We start from the raw sequence: 17,266 nt of genomic DNA, 5'->3' as shown, positions 1-17,266 counted from the left end.
CCGCTCCCACATTGGATTCTCACTGATTTAGATAGATCTCAGCGGTTCAACGGCGCCACAAAGCGGCTGTCGGCAACGCTATGGATCCCTGGCTCATCTACATCCATCACTTTGAAGCGCAACGTCTGGGAACTGCTCGCGGGTTTCTCCGCGAGCAATGCCACCGACACCGGCACATCTATGATTTCCCCCGGCGCCAGGCTGATCTCTGTCTTGCCTTGCAGTTGGAAGCCGTCGGCCTCCACGAGCTCCACCCGATAATCCTGGCGTTGCTGGGTCTTGTTGATGACCTTGAGGCTGTAGATGTTTTCGATCTGGCCCTGGGCGTTTTCGCGGAACATGCCACGGTCTTTGGTCACGTCCAGCGACACCATCGGCCGCTCCACCAGTGCTACTACCAGCGCGGCAATCATCACCAGCAGCACCGCACTGTAGCCGATCAGACGGGGCCGTAGCAGACGGGTTTTGCCGCCTTGCAGTTGATGCTCGCTGGTATAGCTCACCAGACCACGGGCATAACCCATTTTGTCCATGATCGAATCACAGGCGTCGATGCAGGCCGCGCAGCCGATGCATTCCATTTGCAGGCCATCGCGGATATCAATGCCGGTGGGGCAGACCTGCACGCACAGGTGGCAGTCAATGCAGTCACCCAGGCCGACATCGGCCGGCTTGACCTCGCGTTTGCGCGGGCCGCGGTTCTCGCCACGGGCGCTGTCGTAGGAAATGGTCAGGGTGTCTTTATCGAACATCACGCTCTGGAACCGCGCATACGGACACATGTGCATGCACACCGCCTCACGCAGCCAACCGGCATTGATGTAGGTCGCGGCGGTGAAAAACAGCACCCAGAACAGGCTCACGCCCCCCATTTGCCAAGTCAGCAGTTCCTCGGCCAACGGGCGGATAGGTGTGAAGTAGCCGACAAAGGTCAGCCCAGTCAGCACGCTGATACCCAGCCACAGCGTGTGCTTGGCCGAGCGCCTTGCCAGTTTGTTGAGGCTCCAGGGCGCGGCTTGCAGCTTGATGCGTTGGTTACGTTCGCCCTCAGTGACTTTTTCGCACCACATAAACAACCACGTGAACGAGCTTTGCGGGCAGGTATAGCCGCACCACACGCGGCCGGCGAACACGGTGATCGCGAACAGGCCGAAGGCGCAGATAATCAGCAGCGCCGACAGCAGGATGAAATCCTGGGGCCAGAACGTCGCGCCAAAAATATGGAATTTGCTTTCCGCCAGATCCCACAGCACGGCTTGGCGCCCGCCCCAGTTCAGCCACACGGTGCCGAAAAACGCCAGGAACAGAAAGCCGGCACCGGCTACGCGCAAGGTGCGGAACAGTCCGGTGAAGCTGCGGGTATGGATCAGGGTGTCGCTGGATTTGGCCTTCACCTTCTTTGGGTGTATGGGCTCAAAGGTTTCCACGGTTGGGATTCGTTCGCTCATGGTCGTTCGCTCATCAGCCTCCATCAGGCGGATGAACTATGGGCCGGGGACTGTTTGCATAACAGACTCAGCTAGCGCGATAAAAAGCGGATCAGATGGTCCGTGTGGTGAGCTCTGCGACAATCTGCTGCACCCCGGCGCGCCTGGGGTGCAGGGGCATTTCAGCGGTAATGATACAGATCAATCAAATCAGCGAACCAGGCTCCGTGGCCTTCACATGGTTGCGTCCGTCTGTCGCGCCTTCGACGGTCAAGGCGTCTGCTTCAGCTTCGGTGATGTAGGTGCGCTCGCCCGCAAGTTCTACGTAGGACATGGACTTGTCATCGTCCGTCAATATCTTCACTCGGGTGGCGGGGACGCTCTGTTCCTGGCCATTGTCGTCGAGCGTGAAATAACACAGGTGGTTTTCAATACGCAGGGTCATGTCGAACTCCTTTCTCATCGGCTATGAACCTTAGGGGATGGTGCCGTGGCGTGGTTCAAGGCAACTGACTGGCGGTAGGCGCTGTCCATGACTTAACCGCTTCTTTAAAGGACAGGATCCATGGACGCTTGGTGGCATGAAGTGTGGCAAACACTGCAGGCCGAGTTCGCCGATATCGGCGATGCCAAACAACTGACCCAGATCACCGTGCGCCTGCTGATCGCCGCCGTACTCGGCGGCATCCTGGGTTTTGAGCGCGAGAGCAAGGGCAAGGCCGCCGGGGTACGGACCCACATGCTGGTGGCGTTGGGCGCCGCGCTGTTTGTGATGGTGCCGCAGATGTCAGGTAATCAGGCGGATGCTATGAGTCGCGTGGTGCAGGGCGTGATCGCGGGGATCGGCTTTCTCGGCGCAGGCACGATCATCAAAGGCAAGGATGATGAAGAGGGGCATGTCAAAGGCCTGACCACCGCCGCCGGCCTGTGGATGACCGCTGCGATTGGGGTCTCGGCCGGGTTGGGCCGGGAATCGACAGCGGTCCTGAGTACGTTGCTGGCCTTGGCGGTGTTCAGTGTGATGCCGAAAATCGTCAAGCGTTTCGAGAAGGACTGACGATCACAGGGGGCATGGTTGTCGGCGGCTCTTCCACCGGTGGCGGCTCATTTTCGGGTGGTTCTTTTTCTGGAATCGGCTCCGGTTCGGTGGGCGGTAGGGTCGGATTGTCGATATTAGGATCAGGGGTTTCAGCCGGGATCGGGATATTCATCGGTGTGGCCTCCTTTGTGCTTTGCTCTACCGGTGGACAACCGCCTGGGCGATTTGATTCCCCGCTCAATGGCGGAACATCCACCTGAACTTTTGACCAAGCCTCAGGCTCGGACCTATTACGGCCTTGCTCAGGGAGAGCGTCGCCGTCTCAGAATTCGGATCAAGCAAAGAGCGTCCACAGGGCGTAAGGGGAAGATGCTCGATGACTGCTGAAACTCAGGTTCCAGATGTTTCCTTATTGCCGCTGTCCCAGGCGCTGTTGCTGCCCAGGATTGCAATCGAAAGCACCATGCCTGTGATTGATGGCGGTGAATTCGCCGTTAAGGCCGCAGTGGGCCAGCGGGTCACCGTGACCAGCAAGGTGTTCGCCGATGGCCATGACAAACTCGCGGTATTGATCCGCTGGCGCCCGCTGCAGGACGAAAGCTGGCACAGCGTGGTGATGGCGGATGTGGGCAACAACGGTTGGGAGGGCGCGTTTACCGTCACCGACCAGGGCCCTCACGAATACTGCATCGAAGCCTGGATCGATACCTTCGCCAGCTTTTGCTACGAGCTGCGCAAAAAGCACGAGGCCGGTGTGCCGGTCAGCCTGGAGTTGCAGGAAGGCCGCAGCCTGGTGTTGCAGGCCGCCGAACGCAGTGACAACGAACTGCGCGATCGCTTGATGCTGCTGCACCACGAACTGTCCGGCCTGCTGGAAACCGAGCAGGTCGCACTGTTTCTGCACGAAGACAGTGCACATTTGATGACTCAGGCCGATCACCGCGCCTATTTGAGCATCAGTGCCGTATACCCGATCGATGTGGAGCGTGAAGCGGCGCAATTCGCCAGTTGGTACGAGCTGTTTCCGCGCTCGATCACTGATGATCCGGCCCGTCACGGCACCTTCAACGATGTGCACGCACGCCTGCCGATGATCCATGACATGGGCTTCGACGTGCTGTACTTCCCGCCGATCCACCCCATCGGCCGCAGCCACCGCAAGGGCAAAAACAATTCCCTCACCGCCGGCCCCGACGATCCGGGCAGCCCGTACGCCATTGGCAGTGAGGAGGGCGGCCACGAAGCCATCCACCCGCAACTGGGCAGTCGCGATGATTTCCGCCGCCTGGTCCAGGCTGCCGCCGATCATGGCCTGGAAATCGCCTTGGACTTTGCCATCCAGTGCTCCCAGGATCACCCGTGGCTCAAGCAGCATCCGGGTTGGTTCAACTGGCGTCCGGACGGGACGATCAAATACGCGGAAAACCCGCCGAAAAAGTACCAGGACATCGTTAACGTCGACTTCTATGCGGCCGACGCGATTCCCAGTCTCTGGACGGAGTTGCGCGACATCGTAGTGGGCTGGGTGGAAGAGGGCGTGAAGACCTTTCGCGTCGACAACCCCCACACCAAACCGCTGCCGTTCTGGCAATGGCTGATCAGCGATGTTCGTTCAAAGTACCCCGAGGTGATCTTCCTGGCTGAAGCCTTCACCACGCCTGCGATGATGGCGCGGCTGGGCAAGGTCGGTTATTCCCAGAGCTACACCTACTTCACCTGGCGCAATACCAAGGCTGAACTGAGCGAGTACTTCACTCAGTTGAACCAGTCGCCGTGGCGCGAGTGCTACCGGCCGAACTTCTTCGTCAATACGCCGGACATTAACCCAGCCTTCCTGCACGAGTCCGGCCGCCCAGGCTTTTTGATCCGGGCCGCGCTGGCGACCATGGGTTCGGGCCTGTGGGGCATGTATTCCGGTTTTGAACTGTGTGAATCAGCGCCGGTGCCGGGCAAAGAGGAATACCTGGACTCGGAGAAATATGAAATCCGCCCAAGGGATTTCACCGCGCCCGGCAACATCATTGCCGAGATTGCCCAGCTCAACCGTATCCGCCGGCAAAATCCGGCGTTGCAGACGCATTTGGGGTTGAAGCTCTACACCGCCTGGAATGACAACATCCTGTACTTCGGTAAGCGCAGTGAGGATGGCAGTAACTTCATTCTGGTGGCGATCAACCTCGATCCATTCAACGTCCAGGAAGCGCATTTTGAGTTGCCGCTGTGGGAGCTGGGGCTGCCGGATGATGCGCAGACCCAAGGCGAAGACCTGATGAACGGCCATCGCTGGACCTGGTATGGCAAGACCCAATGGACACGCCTTGATCCGCAGATGCCGTTTGGAATCTGGCGCATCACGGTTTCCTAAGTCTTGCGCAGATCCATTGTGGGAGGGGGCTTGCCCACTCCCACAACGATCGCATCGCGTCCGCAGAATTTAAGTCATTCAGGAGTTTCCAATGGCGAAGAAACCTAACCCTGCCACCTTTATCAAAGACCCGCTCTGGTACAAGGACGCGGTGATCTACCAGGTTCACGTCAAATCCTTTTTTGACTCCAACAACGACGGCATCGGTGACTTCCCCGGGTTGATCGCCAAGCTCGATTACATCGCCGACCTCGGCGTGAATACCATTTGGTTATTGCCGTTTTATCCCTCGCCTCGCCGCGATGACGGCTACGACATCGCCGAATACCGTGGCGTACACAGTGACTACGGCACCCTGGCCGACGCCAAGCGCTTTATCGCCGAGGCCCATAAGCGTGGATTGCGGGTGATCACTGAGCTGGTGATCAACCACACCTCCGACCAGCACCCGTGGTTTCAGCGTGCCCGCAAGGCCAAGCCTGGTTCGGCGGCGCGGGACTTCTATGTGTGGTCCGATGACGACCAGAAGTACGATGGCACGCGCATCATTTTCCTCGACACCGAGAAGTCCAACTGGACTTGGGACCCGGTCGCCGGCCAGTACTTCTGGCACCGTTTCTATTCTCACCAGCCCGACCTCAACTTCGACAACCCGCAAGTGATGAAGGCCGTGTTGTCGGTGATGCGTTACTGGCTGGACATGGGCATTGACGGCCTGCGCCTGGACGCCATCCCGTACTTGATCGAGCGCGACGGCACCAACAACGAGAACCTCCCCGAAACCCACGATGTGCTCAAGCAGATCCGCGCCGAAATCGACGCCAACTACCCGGACCGCATGTTGCTTGCCGAAGCCAACCAATGGCCGGAAGACACTCAGCTGTATTTCGGTGACAAGAAGGGCGACGACGGCGATGAATGCCACATGGCGTTCCACTTCCCGCTGATGCCGCGCATGTACATGGCCCTGGCCCAGGAAGATCGCTTCCCCATCACCGATATTTTGCGCCAGACCCCGGAGATTCCTGCCAACTGCCAATGGGCAATCTTCCTGCGCAACCACGATGAGTTGACCCTTGAAATGGTCACCGACAAAGAGCGCGATTACCTGTGGAATTACTACGCCGCAGATCGGCGCGCGCGCATCAACCTGGGGATTCGTCGCCGTCTGGCACCGTTGCTGGAGCGGGATCGCCGTCGCGTGGAATTGCTTAACAGCCTGCTGCTGTCGATGCCCGGTACGCCGACGTTGTATTACGGCGATGAAATCGGCATGGGCGATAACATCTACCTCGGCGACCGCGACGGTGTGCGCACGCCGATGCAGTGGTCCATCGACCGTAACGGCGGCTTCTCCCGCGCCGATCCGGCCAGCCTGGTGCTGCCGCCGATCATGGACCCGCTGTACGGCTACCAGTCGGTCAACGTCGAAACCCAGACTCAAGACCCGCACTCACTGCTTAACTGGAATCGGCGCATGTTGGCGGTGCGCAAGCAATCCAAGGCGTTTGGGCGGGGCAGTTTGAAAATGCTCTCGCCGAGCAATCGCCGCATCCTGGCCTATACCCGTGAATACACCGGGGAAGACGGCCGTACGGAAATTATCCTGTGTGTGGCCAACGTGTCCCGCAGCGCCCAGGCGGCGGAATTGGACCTCTCTGCCTTCGCGGGAATGGTGCCGGTGGAGATGCTTGGCGGAAACGCTTTCCCGCCCATTGGCCAGTTGAATTTCCTGCTGACGCTGGCGCCCTACGGCTTCTATTGGTTTGTACTGGCGGCGGAAAACCAGATGCCCAGTTGGCATGTGGAACCGGCGCAGAGCATCCCTGACTTCACCACTCTGGTACTGAAAAAACGCATGGAAGAATTGCTCGAAGAACCTTGTCGCACCACCCTGGAGCAGACCTCGTTGCCGGCCTGGCTGCCCAAGCGGCGCTGGTTCGCCGGTAAGGACACCGCCATCGACAGCGTGAACATCGCTTACGGCGTGCGGTTTGGCGACCCGGAGCATCCGGTGTTGCTCAGTGAAATTGATGTCACCAGCGGCGGCCAAGTCAGTCGCTATCAACTGCCTTTTGGCTTCCTGGGTGAAGATCAGTTCACCAGTGCCTTGCCGCAACAATTGGCCCTGGCTCGTGTGCGGCGTACGCGGCAGGTGGGGCTGGTCACCGATGCCTTCAGCCTGGAGCACTTCATCCGCGCGGTGATCCAGGGTCTGCAGGCGGGTACGGTGCTCAATTCCAGCGAAGGCGATTTACGCTTTGAAGCCACGCCGCACCTGGCCCCGCTGCAACTGACGGACGACGCCCAAGTACGCTACTTGTCCGCCGAGCAGTCCAACAGTTCGGTGGTAGTGGGCGAGAGCCTGGTGCTCAAGTTGATCCGCAAAGTCAGCGCCGGCGTACACCCGGAGCTGGAAATGAGCGCCTACCTCACCGCTGCCGATTACCCGAATATCTCACCGCTGCTGGGCTCGATGATTCGTCGCGACGCCGATGGCCAGGACAACCTGCTGATGATTGCCCAGGGTTACTTGAGCAATCAGGGCGACGCCTGGAGCTGGACCCAGAACAACCTGGAACGCGCGATTCGCGATGAACTGGCGCAGGCCATTTCCGAGCAGGAACAGCACTACAACGCCTTGGGTGAACTGGCGGACTTTGCCGGGTTGCTCGGCCAGCGCCTGGGGGAAATGCACCTGGTGCTAGGCGCGAAGACTGACAACAAGGACTTCAAACCCGAGGTCACTACGGCTAAGGACACTCAGGCCTGGGCCAAGGACGTGGGCGCACAGCTTGACCGCGCGCTGCAATTGCTCAAGTTGCATCAACACACATTGAACCCGGCGGATCAGGCACTGGTCAGTGACTTGCTGGCGCAGAAAAAAGCCATCGGCGCCCATGTCCAGGCGTTGGCGAAAGCCACGTTGGGCGGGCTGCGTATTCGGGTTCACGGTGATTTGCACCTGGGCCAGGTACTGGTGGTGAAGGGCGATGCTTACCTGATCGATTTTGAAGGCGAGCCAGCCAGGCCATTGCATGAGCGGCGTGGCAAGCACAGCCCGTATAAAGATGTGAGCGGCGTACTGCGCTCGTTTGATTACGCGGCGGCCATGGCCTTGAATGTGCAAGGTGTGGATCATTCGCCGCAAGCCGATCTGGCCCGCAGGCGCGTGACCGATCGCTATCTGAATGAAGCACGCGAGGCATTTATCCAGGCTTATCAGACAGCTACGTCTACACTGGCGCATGACTGGCAGGACGCCAAAGGCCAGGACGCCGCGCTGACCTTGTTCAGCCTGGAGAAGGCCGCGTACGAAGTGGCTTACGAAGCGGAGAATCGCCCGACCTGGCTACCGGTGCCCCTGCAAGGGCTGCACGGGTTGCTCAGTGGGCTAGCACCTCTATCTAAAACTGCACGCGGTGGGGAGACGTCATGAATTACACGCATAAAGAACCGCTGCAGCCCAAGTTGACTGCCATGCCGGCGTCCAAGGACGTCGAAGCGCTGGTGCGCGCCGAGCACCATGACCCGTTCTCGATCCTCGGGCCACATGATGACGAGCAGGGTGGGCAATTTATCCGCGCATTCCTGCCGGAAGCTCTGAGCGTCCAGGTGTTGGCGCAGGACAGTGGCGAGCCGATCGGCAGCCTGGACGCGACCCAGGTGCCGGGCTTGTTTGTCGGGCACTTCACCACGCGCCAGGCCTACCTGCTGAAGATCCAGTGGGCCGGCGGTGAGCAAATTACCGAAGACCCCTACAGTTTCAGCCAGTTGTTACTGGGCGAAATGGACCTGTACCTGTTTGCCGAAGGCAACCATCGCGACCTCAGCAGCTGCCTGGGTGCACAGGTGACCAGCGTCGATGGCGTGCAGGGTGTGCGCTTTGCCGTGTGGGCGCCGAATGCGCGGCGGGTGTCGGTGGTGGGCGATTTCAATATCTGGGACGGTCGCCGCCATCCGATGCGCCTGCGCCATCCTTCGGGCGTATGGGAGCTGTTTATCCCGCGTCTGCAACCGGGTGCGGCCTACAAGTACGAGATCCTGGGTGCCAATGGGATTTTGCCGCTCAAGGCTGACCCCATGGCATTGGCCACTCAACTGCCGCCGGACACTGCGTCGAAAGTCGCTCCGCCGTTGCAGGTGGATTGGCAGGACCATGAGTGGATGCAGTCGCGCAGCGAAAAGCAGAAATCCTCCGCACCGCTGTCGATCTATGAGTTGCACGTGGGCTCCTGGCAATGCGAGCTGGACGAGGCCGGCGAAGTCGCCCGCCAATACGGCTGGCGTGAACTGACGGAACGGCTGATCCCGTATGTACAGCAACTGGGTTTCACCCATATCGAACTGATGCCGATCATGGAGCATCCGTTTGGTGGCTCCTGGGGCTATCAAGCGTTGTCGCAGTTCGCCCCGAGTGCGCGCTTTGGCTCGCCGGAAGATTTCGCTTATTTCGTCAATGCGCTGCACCAGGCCGATATCGGCGTGATCCTTGACTGGGTACCGGCGCATTTCCCCACCGATACCCACGGGCTGGCACAGTTTGACGGCACGGCGCTGTACGAATACGCCAACCCGCTGGAAGGTTTCCACCAGGATTGGGACACGCTGATCTACAACCTGGGCCGCACCGAAGTTCACGGCTTTATGCTGGCGTCGGCCCTGCATTGGCTTAAACACTTCCATATCGACGGGCTGCGTGTGGATGCGGTGGCGTCGATGCTGTACCGCGATTACTCGCGCAAGGCCGGTGAATGGGTGCCCAACCGCCACGGCGGTCGGGAGAACCTGGAAGCCATCGACTTCCTGCGTCACCTGAACGACGTAGTGGCCTTGGAAGCTCCCGGCGCGTTGGTGATCGCCGAGGAATCTACCGCCTGGCCCGGTGTGAGCCAGCCGACCCAACAGGGCGGCCTGGGCTTCAACTACAAGTGGAACATGGGCTGGATGCACGATTCGCTGCATTACATCCAGCAAGACCCGGTGTATCGCGCCCATCACCACAACGAGCTGAGCTTTGGCCTGGTGTATGCCTGGTCCGAGCGTTTTATCCTGCCGATTTCCCATGATGAGGTGGTGCACGGCAAGCACTCGTTGATCGACAAGATGCCCGGCGACCGCTGGCAGAAATTTGCCAACCTGCGTGCCTACCTGGCGTTCATGTGGATGCATCCCGGCAAGAAGCTGTTGTTCATGGGCTGCGAATTCGGCCAGTGGCGCGAGTGGAACCACGACCAGCAACTGGACTGGTACTTGTTGCAGTACGCCGAGCACAAAGGCGTGCAGAAGCTGGTCGGCGACTTGAACCGTCTGTACCGCGAAGAGCCGGCCCTGCACGAGCAGGACGATGCGCCGCAAGGTTTCCAATGGCTGATCGGCGATGACGCGATCAACAGTGTCTACGCGTGGCTGCGCTGGAGCAAAGACGGCAAGCCCGTGCTGGTGGTGGCTAACTTCACACCGGTGCCGCGCGAGTCCTATTCCGTTGGTGTGCCGTTTGCCGGGCGCTGGAGTGAGGTGATCAACAGTGATGCGGACATGTATGCCGGTTCCAACTTCGGTAATGGCGGCGAAGTCTTTACCCAGGATGAACCGCGCCATGGGCAACCGGTGTCGCTGTCGCTGAATTTGCCGCCGCTGGGGGTGTTGATTCTGCGACCTGAAGGGGGTTAACCGCTCTGCCGCGCGGGATTCAGTTGTCCGCGGTGCTGGCAGGGTGCCACAATGGCGCCTTTGTCATGGCAGTCGAATCAGGCGAATTTCATGAATGGCCTTGGGCGTGAGCAGGACCAGGATTGCGTTATAGAAGAGCAGGTGCGGACTGACCGTCTGCACCAGCTGTTTCGGCAGTCATTTGCCGCCATTTTGGGCAGTTACCTCGCGGCTACCATGCTCTGCTGGCTGTGTTGGGATCGCTTCGACCACGACGTTATGCTGGTCTGGATGCTGTTGCTCACAGCGTCGTCGCTGCTGCGTGTGAAGATGTTCATGGACTGGTTTCGCTGCCCCAACAGCGAGCGCACGCCGGCTCGCTGGGAGCGCCGCTACTGGGTCACTCTCGTGCTCTCTGCCGGCATCTGGGGCGCCGGTGCGTTAGCGGTGATGCCAGCGGATGATCGGCTGTCCCAGGTGCTGGTGATGCTGTTCACCGTGGGCATGTCGGTCAGCGCGGTGTCGTGTTACTCGGCCTATCGCTACATGACGCTGGCGTCTATCGGCCTGGTATTGCTGCCGTGCACCTTCTGGCTGCTGTTCCAGCCGGCTCCCATGCAGGTGGGTGTTGCCATCGCGGTGCTGGTGTTCACCACCTTTGTCGCCAGCGCCACGCGTAAATTGTCCGATGCGCTGGAAAAGGCGTTTCGCCTGACTCGGCAAATGGAAAGAGCCCACAACATTTCAACCCGTGCCGCACAGACCGATGAGCTGACCGGGCTGATGAACCGTCGTGCATTCTTCGAACATGCCCATTCGCTGTACGCACAATGCCGACACAACCAACAGCCGCTGTGCGCGCTGATGCTGGACATGGACCACTTCAAGCTTATCAACGACACCTACGGACACCAGGCCGGCGACCAAGTGTTGCGCCAGATTGGAGGGGTGATCAGTGCTTCGTTTCGCAAGTCTGATGTGTATGGTCGTCTGGGCGGTGAGGAGTTTGCGGTATTGCTGCCCAATACCTCGCTGGAAACCGCACGGGGTATTGCCGAGCAGTTGATCAAGGCGATTTCCGGATTGCCGGCCGAACCGGTCACGGGGCTTTCAGCCAGCTTGGGTGTCGCCTCGGCCCATGCGCTGGATGGGGACTTGCATGGCCTGATGAACACCGCCGACAAGGCGCTGTACCGGGCCAAGGCCCTGGGCCGCAACCAAGTGGCTGTGGCGGAGTAGGGCGACGCTCAGTCCTTGAGTGTTGCCTTGATCAATACCTGCGAAAGTTGTTCGGCCGAGTAAGGCTTGGGCAGAAACTCGAAGCCTTCATAGCCGCTTTCTGCCAGCTCCTCGCTGTAACCCGAGGTCAACACCACCGGCAGGTCGGCACGACGCTGGCGTAGCAGCTTGGCCATGGCGACGCCGGTGATACCGGGCATCACGACGTCGGAGAAGATGACGTCAAAGGCCATTCCATCCTGGCCGGCCAAGCTCAGGGCTTGTTCGGCATCGGTCGCCCAGGCGGTCTGATAGCCCAAGTCTTCAAGGATTTGGCGGGCAAACCGCCCGACCTCCAGGTTGTCTTCCACGATCAGCACCCGACACTGGGTTGTGTCGTGGGGCATGGCGAGCGTTCCCTGAGGGCTTTGGGGCGGCACATCCTGGGCTTCGACCTGGGGCAAATACAGGGTAAATACGCTGCCTTGGCCCGGCGTGCTGGACACATCGATATTGCCCCCCGACTGTTTGGCGAACCCGAAGACCTGCGACAGACCCAGGCCGGTGCCTTTGCCGACGGCCTTGGTGGTAAAGAACGGCTCGAAAATCCGCTCCACGGTGTCGGCGGCAATACCCGGCCCGGTATCGGCCATGGAGATGGCGATATACGGTTGGCGTGACCCCGCATCGCCACGGATACGTGGCAGCGGCTTGCGCCCGACCACCCGTAGGCTCAGCGTACCCTGGCCGCCCATGGCGTCCCGGGCATTGAGGGCGATGTTGATCAGCGCGGTTTCAAACTGGCTCGCGTCGATGCGGGCGAAACAGGCCTGTGACGGCATCTCGACCTGCACCTGAATGCGTGCGCCGGTGACGCTTTCCAGCATCTCGCCAATGTTCTGTACCCGCTGGCCTACGTCGAAGACCTCCGGGTTGAGCGGTTGTCGACGGGCAAAGGCGAGCAACTGGCTGGTCAGCTTGCTGGCCCGCTCCACGGTATCCGAAACGGCGCTCATGTAGCGTTGGCGGCGCTCTTCCGACAGGCCTGGCTGCCGCAAAAAATCCACCGAGGAGCGAATGATCGTGAGCAGGTTGTTGAAGTCATGGGCGACGCCGCCGGTCAGCTGTCCGATGGCTTCGAGTTTCTGGGATTGGTGCAACGCGGCTTCGGCTTGGGCCAGCGCCTGTGTGCGTTCCTCCACCCGCTGTTCCAGGTAGGTGTTCAGCTCGGCATACGCTGCCAGACCTTCACGGACCTCGGCATCGGCGCGCACGCGTTCGATATGGGCCCAGGAGCGCTCGGTGACTTCCCTCAACAAGGCCAGGTCGTAGGGTGACCATGGGCGTGGGGATTTGTCGTGGACGGCCATCAATGCAGTCAGGCGTCCGTTCTTGATCAGAGGCATGCAGATAGTCGCAGTCACCCCCAGGGACTGGAAGGCCGCAGACTCTTCGGGTGGCAGCTCGCGCAGGTTGTCGCAGATCACCAGAGGCTCGCCAGCCCGCAGGCAGTTGACGGCCGCCTCGCCGAACGCTGCCAGGCTGTAGCGACCGACAATGCTCGGCGAGCCGGGCGCGGTCCAGTTGTCGCGAATGGTAAAGCCGTCTTCATCGGCGTCCATGTCGGCGTAGGCGCAATTGCTCACTTGCAGGTGTTCGGCGAGCAACTGGGTAGTGCGGGTCATGATGGCTTCGGCATCGGCCGCATTGACCACGGCGTTGCCAATGGCATCCAGCACTTCCAGGCGTCTGGCGAGAAACACCGTGGCAGTGGTTTCGGTCACGGTGTCGAGCAAGCCGACCACGTGGCCTTGGGGATCACGGATCGGGCTGTAGCAGAAAGTGAAGTAGGCTTGTTCCCGCGCCTGGCCGCGTTCAACCACGAGGGGAAAGTTTTCGATATAGGTGGCATGCCCCTGGAACGCCGCGTCGGCGATATGGCTGACGTCAGCCCACACCTCGCGCCATATGTCACTGAACGGTCTTCCCAAGGCATAGGGCTTATTGCCCAGTATCGGAATAAAGGCGTCGTTGTAGATCGTGATCAACTGGGGCCCCCAGACAATGGCCTGGGGAAAGCTCGACGCGAAACACAGCGCGACGGTGGTCTTCAGAACGTCCGGCCATTGCTCCAGCGGACCGAGAGGCGTGTTGGCCCAATCATGCTGAATTACCCGTTCAGCCATGTCGCTGCTGCTTTGCAGCCAATTCATCATTGGGGGAACACCTTGTTATCGAGAGTCTTCAGCGCGCCTTTCAGTGGGTGGCGCAAAGCTACAGACCCGGTTGAACGCTGCCAGTTCAGCGCAATTATCCGATAGATGGCGTTTTGATGCTTTACTCATTTGAGTCGTTTGGATCCGCCGAGGTTGGGCGCTTGCCCAACCTTCATTGCGTGCCGAACAAACCGGTCCAGTAAATGCCCGCATCACTCTTCGGGTCCATGGCGTAGGCCGCGCCCAGTTCTCGAAATTGCGGGTTCATCAGGTTGGCACAATGACCGGGGCTGGCGAGCCAGCCATCGACCACCTTGCGCGGGGTGTCCAGACCGGCGGCGATGTTTTCGCCGATGTTTTTGGCGATGTAACCGGCCAGCTCGGCGCGGTCGCCGGGCGTGCGGCCGTCGTGGTCCAGATGGTCGAAGAAATTGCCGTTGGCCATGTTGCGCGTGTGGCTGTTGGCGGCGCTGGCCAGGGTGTCGTTCCACGACAACGGGGTGGTCGCGGTAAATGCCTGGGTGCCGCATTGGCGAGGTTGTGTACGGGCGGCGTTGATCAAGTCCAGCAGTTTCCGGCCTTCAGTCTGCCAATCCCCCAGTCCGCTGGACAGTAAGGGCCGGGCCAGCACGATGCGCCAGTCCTGACCGCTGTTGCTCACGCCGATGTCGATAAATTGCGGATCCAGCACCACCCGGCAGAAGCTCTCGCGCACCGCCTTCATCGCGGACAGAGCATCCTTGGGACCGGACAGGCTGATGGCCTGCACGTTCACCATCGGATACGCGGCCCGGGCCAGCGCCTGCTGAAGGTCGCCGACGTTAGTGGCCGGCAGCACCAGCCGTGTGTCGCTCGCCAGTGGCGGCAGTTCCTGGGAACCCTGGTCACCGCAGCGCTGCACCTGGCTGCGGTACTCGTTGATCTGTTGCACCAGCTGACTTTCTTCATTCGCCATCGCGCTGGCGCAGAACACCGTACTGGCGGCCAGCGTCGTAAGACCCATCATCAATGACAGAACGCGCATGGACGTTACCCTTGAGCTTGAAAGTGCCCATGATGCGCGATGTAACCCCATCTGGCGCAACGCCTTTTTTGTTTTTTTGCCTCAGTGGGGGTTATGAAGGCCGTTCACGGCGCGGTTGCGGCCCGATGCCATCACCGCGGCCAGGAGGATCAGGCCGCACGCGACGGCGAAGGTGGCGTGCAGGCCATTCGCCAGTGATTGGGGGGTGGCGTGGGTTATATCGGGTGCAGTCCAGGCGAATACGGCGCTGAGTGCCCAAGCACCGACAATCAGGCCGAGGTTGCGCGACAGGTTCAATAGACCCGAGACCGTGCCGCGCCGAATCGCAGCGACATTGCGCATCACGGCGGTATTGTTCGCCGCCTGGAAGAGGCTGTAGCCCGCCGTCAAAACAATCAGCGCGCCCAGGTAGGTGAACAACCCCGAAGCCAACGTCAGCAGCAGGGCACCGCACAGCAGAATGCCGAGCCCGCTGCAGGTCATGCGTTGGCTGCCCAGGCGGTCGGTCAGGCGGCCCGCCGGTATGCCGGTGATTGCTGCGACACAGGGCCCGACCGCCATGGCCAGGCCCATCGAGGCCGGGTCGAGCCCCAAACCACGGGACAGGTAAAACGGCCCGACAACGAAGGTGGCCATGATTACCGCCGCTACCAGCGCGCTCATCGCCAAGCCCGTGCGCAATGACGAATCCTTTAACAACGCCCAGATACCCAGGTCGCTGGATGCCGGCGTGTGTCGCTGATCCACCGGCAGAAAACGCCAGGCAAGGGCGACGGCCAGCAGGCCCATCGGCACGCCCACCAGAAACAATGCACGCCAGCCCCACAGGCTCAGCAACACGCCTCCGACGCTGGGGCCCATGGCGGTTCCGACCGCCGACATGGTGCCCAGCAAACCCATCACCCGGCCGGTGCGGCCCTGGGGCACGGTATCGCCGACCATGCCCAAGGCCATGACCATCATGATGGCTGCACCAAGGCCTTGCAGGCTGCGCGCGGCAATCAGCGCGTTGAGCGAGGACGCGCCGCCGCACAGCCCGCAGGCCAGGCTGAACAGCAGCAAGCCGCCTATTAGCAACCGACGTCGCCCCAGGCGATCACCCAGGCGGCCGGCGCTGAGGATCACCGCCGTGATCGCCAGCAGATACGCCAGCACCACCCACTGCACGGCGTGGAAGGACGCGTCGAACGCCTGCGTCAGGCTGGGCAGGCCCACATTGGCGATGCTGGTGCCGAGTGAGGCCAGCAGCATGGACAGCGACAGGCTGATGAGGCTGCCGCGCGGGGACGTAGACATGGGCAATTCCTTGAATGAAAGCAACTGTCACAAATCTACGGCGTCGCCTAACATGGCGGAAGGCGCAGGAGTTGCAGTGAATACCTGCACCAAACGCCTGATGAGAACCTCTTATGCCTGATCTGAATTTGCTGATCACCCTGGATGTGCTGCTCGCCGAAGGCAGCGTCGCCGGCGCGGCCAAGCGCCTGGGTTTGAGCCCCTCGGCCATGAGTCGCGCCTTGGCCCGCCTGCGTGAAACCACCGGCGACCCCTTGCTGGTGCGTGCCGGTCGCGGCTTGGTGCCCACGCCACGGGCGGTGGAGCTGCGTGAACAGGTCAGTGATTTGGTTCAGGCTGCCCACGCGGTGCTGCGGCCTGCGCAGTCTGTGGACATGGCGGTGGTGGCGCGTACCTTCACCTTGCGCACTAGCGAAGAGTTCGTCGAAAACTTTGGCCCGGCGCTGCTGGCACGCATCGCCCGAGAGGCGCCCGGCGTGCGCCTGCGTTTTATCAATAAAAACGACAAGGACAGCACGCTGCTGCGCGACGGCAGTGTTGATCTGGAAACCGGCGTGGTCGATCCCACTGCCAGCCCTGAAGTGCTGACCCAGGCGTTGTTCCGCGACCGCTTGATTGGCGTAGTGCGCAACGGCCATCCCCTGAGCCTGGGTGAAATCAGCGTCGCGCGTTATGCCGAGGGCCAGCACGTCTATGTCTCGCGGCGTGGGCAGGCGCGCGGTCAGATCGACGATGCGCTCGAAACCTTGGGCTTCACGCGGCAGATCACCAGCATTGTCGCGGGTTTCTCCACTGCCATCTCCCTGGCCCGCGACACCGACCTGATCGCCAGTGTGCCGGAACGCTACACCGCCCACCGTCGCGACCTGTTTTGCTTTGCCCTGCCGCTGACGTTGCCGACCTTTACTGTTGCGATGCTCTGGCACCCACGGATGGACGCGGACTTGGCGCACCGCTGGCTGCGCGGGTGCCTGCGTGAGGTCTGCGGGCAATAGACCGTGCGCAACAGGTACAATCCCCGCTGCCTAG

12 protein-coding genes are annotated in these 17,266 nt (G+C 60.9%); 6 read left to right on the top strand and 6 right to left on the bottom strand.

Annotated features, from left to right (window positions below):
* Positions 1-38: 38 nt before the first annotated feature.
* Both ccoG and ACVWXD_RS11880 read right to left on the bottom strand, forming a co-directional pair.
* Positions 39-1,448: a cytochrome c oxidase accessory protein CcoG gene (gene ccoG, locus ACVWXD_RS11885; RefSeq protein ID WP_099602872.1), complete on the bottom strand. Its 1,410-nt coding sequence runs from the start codon at positions 1,446-1,448 to the stop codon at positions 39-41.
* Positions 1,449-1,632: 184 nt separating this feature from the next.
* Positions 1,633-1,872 (bottom strand): DUF3203 family protein, encoded by a 240-nt coding sequence (locus tag ACVWXD_RS11880; protein WP_032886853.1) that lies wholly within the window; start codon positions 1,870-1,872, stop codon positions 1,633-1,635.
* Between the two features lie 120 nt (positions 1,873-1,992).
* On the opposite strand from ACVWXD_RS11880, the gene ACVWXD_RS11875 reads away from it, so the two are divergent.
* Positions 1,993-2,484: an MgtC/SapB family protein gene (locus ACVWXD_RS11875; protein ID WP_032886852.1), complete on the top strand. Its 492-nt coding sequence runs from the start codon at positions 1,993-1,995 to the stop codon at positions 2,482-2,484.
* Here ACVWXD_RS11875 and ACVWXD_RS11870 read toward each other — a convergent pair.
* Entirely contained in the window at positions 2,462-2,638 is a 177-nt protein-coding gene (locus ACVWXD_RS11870) for a hypothetical protein (RefSeq protein WP_163033259.1), read from the bottom strand. The two genes, ACVWXD_RS11875 and ACVWXD_RS11870, sit on opposite strands and share 23 nt — an antisense overlap.
* A gap of 204 nt (positions 2,639-2,842) precedes the next feature.
* Here ACVWXD_RS11870 and ACVWXD_RS11865 point away from each other — a divergent pair, with 204 nt between their 5' ends.
* The 4 genes from ACVWXD_RS11865 (at position 2,843) to ACVWXD_RS11850 (ending at position 11,722) form a co-directional block, all read left to right on the top strand.
* Positions 2,843-4,831, top strand: coding sequence for an alpha-1,4-glucan--maltose-1-phosphate maltosyltransferase (locus ACVWXD_RS11865; RefSeq protein ID WP_457371051.1), 1,989 nt, complete (start codon positions 2,843-2,845; stop codon positions 4,829-4,831).
* Between the two features lie 91 nt (positions 4,832-4,922).
* Complete coding sequence (gene treS / locus ACVWXD_RS11860) at positions 4,923-8,270, top strand: maltose alpha-D-glucosyltransferase (protein WP_401381012.1); 3,348 nt, start codon at positions 4,923-4,925, stop codon at positions 8,268-8,270.
* Complete coding sequence (gene glgB, locus ACVWXD_RS11855) at positions 8,267-10,504, top strand: 1,4-alpha-glucan branching protein GlgB (protein ID WP_122753602.1); 2,238 nt, start codon at positions 8,267-8,269, stop codon at positions 10,502-10,504. The genes treS and glgB overlap by 4 nt, the downstream gene beginning before the upstream one ends.
* Before the next feature lie 51 nt (positions 10,505-10,555).
* Positions 10,556-11,722 carry a diguanylate cyclase gene (locus tag ACVWXD_RS11850; RefSeq protein WP_457371050.1) on the top strand — a complete coding sequence of 389 codons (1,167 nt, stop codon included), beginning with the start codon at positions 10,556-10,558 and terminating at the stop codon, positions 11,720-11,722.
* An 8-nt stretch (positions 11,723-11,730) separates the two neighbouring features.
* Here ACVWXD_RS11850 and ACVWXD_RS11845 read toward each other — a convergent pair whose 3' ends face one another.
* The 3 genes from ACVWXD_RS11845 to ACVWXD_RS11835 all read right to left on the bottom strand — a co-directional run bounded on the left by ACVWXD_RS11845 (position 11,731) and on the right by ACVWXD_RS11835 (position 16,237).
* Positions 11,731-13,917 carry a GAF domain-containing protein gene (locus tag ACVWXD_RS11845; RefSeq protein ID WP_095185858.1) on the bottom strand — a complete coding sequence of 729 codons (2,187 nt, stop codon included), beginning with the start codon at positions 13,915-13,917 and terminating at the stop codon, positions 11,731-11,733.
* A gap of 172 nt (positions 13,918-14,089) precedes the next feature.
* A complete protein-coding gene (locus ACVWXD_RS11840) occupies positions 14,090-14,941 on the bottom strand; it encodes a CAP domain-containing protein (RefSeq protein WP_401381017.1) in 852 nt (283 codons plus the stop codon).
* Between the two features lie 81 nt (positions 14,942-15,022).
* Positions 15,023-16,237: an MFS transporter gene (locus ACVWXD_RS11835; protein ID WP_181643662.1), complete on the bottom strand. Its 1,215-nt coding sequence runs from the start codon at positions 16,235-16,237 to the stop codon at positions 15,023-15,025.
* Positions 16,238-16,350: 113 nt separating this feature from the next.
* Here ACVWXD_RS11835 and ACVWXD_RS11830 point away from each other — a divergent pair, with 113 nt between their 5' ends.
* Positions 16,351-17,232 (top strand): LysR family transcriptional regulator, encoded by an 882-nt coding sequence (locus ACVWXD_RS11830; protein WP_457371049.1) that lies wholly within the window; start codon positions 16,351-16,353, stop codon positions 17,230-17,232.
* The last annotated feature ends 34 nt before the right edge of the window (positions 17,233-17,266 follow it).

Source organism: Pseudomonas sp. TE3911, assembly GCF_054062775.1.
Note: the sequence above shows the minus strand (reverse complement) of the source record. Positions and strands in the feature narration are given on the sequence as shown.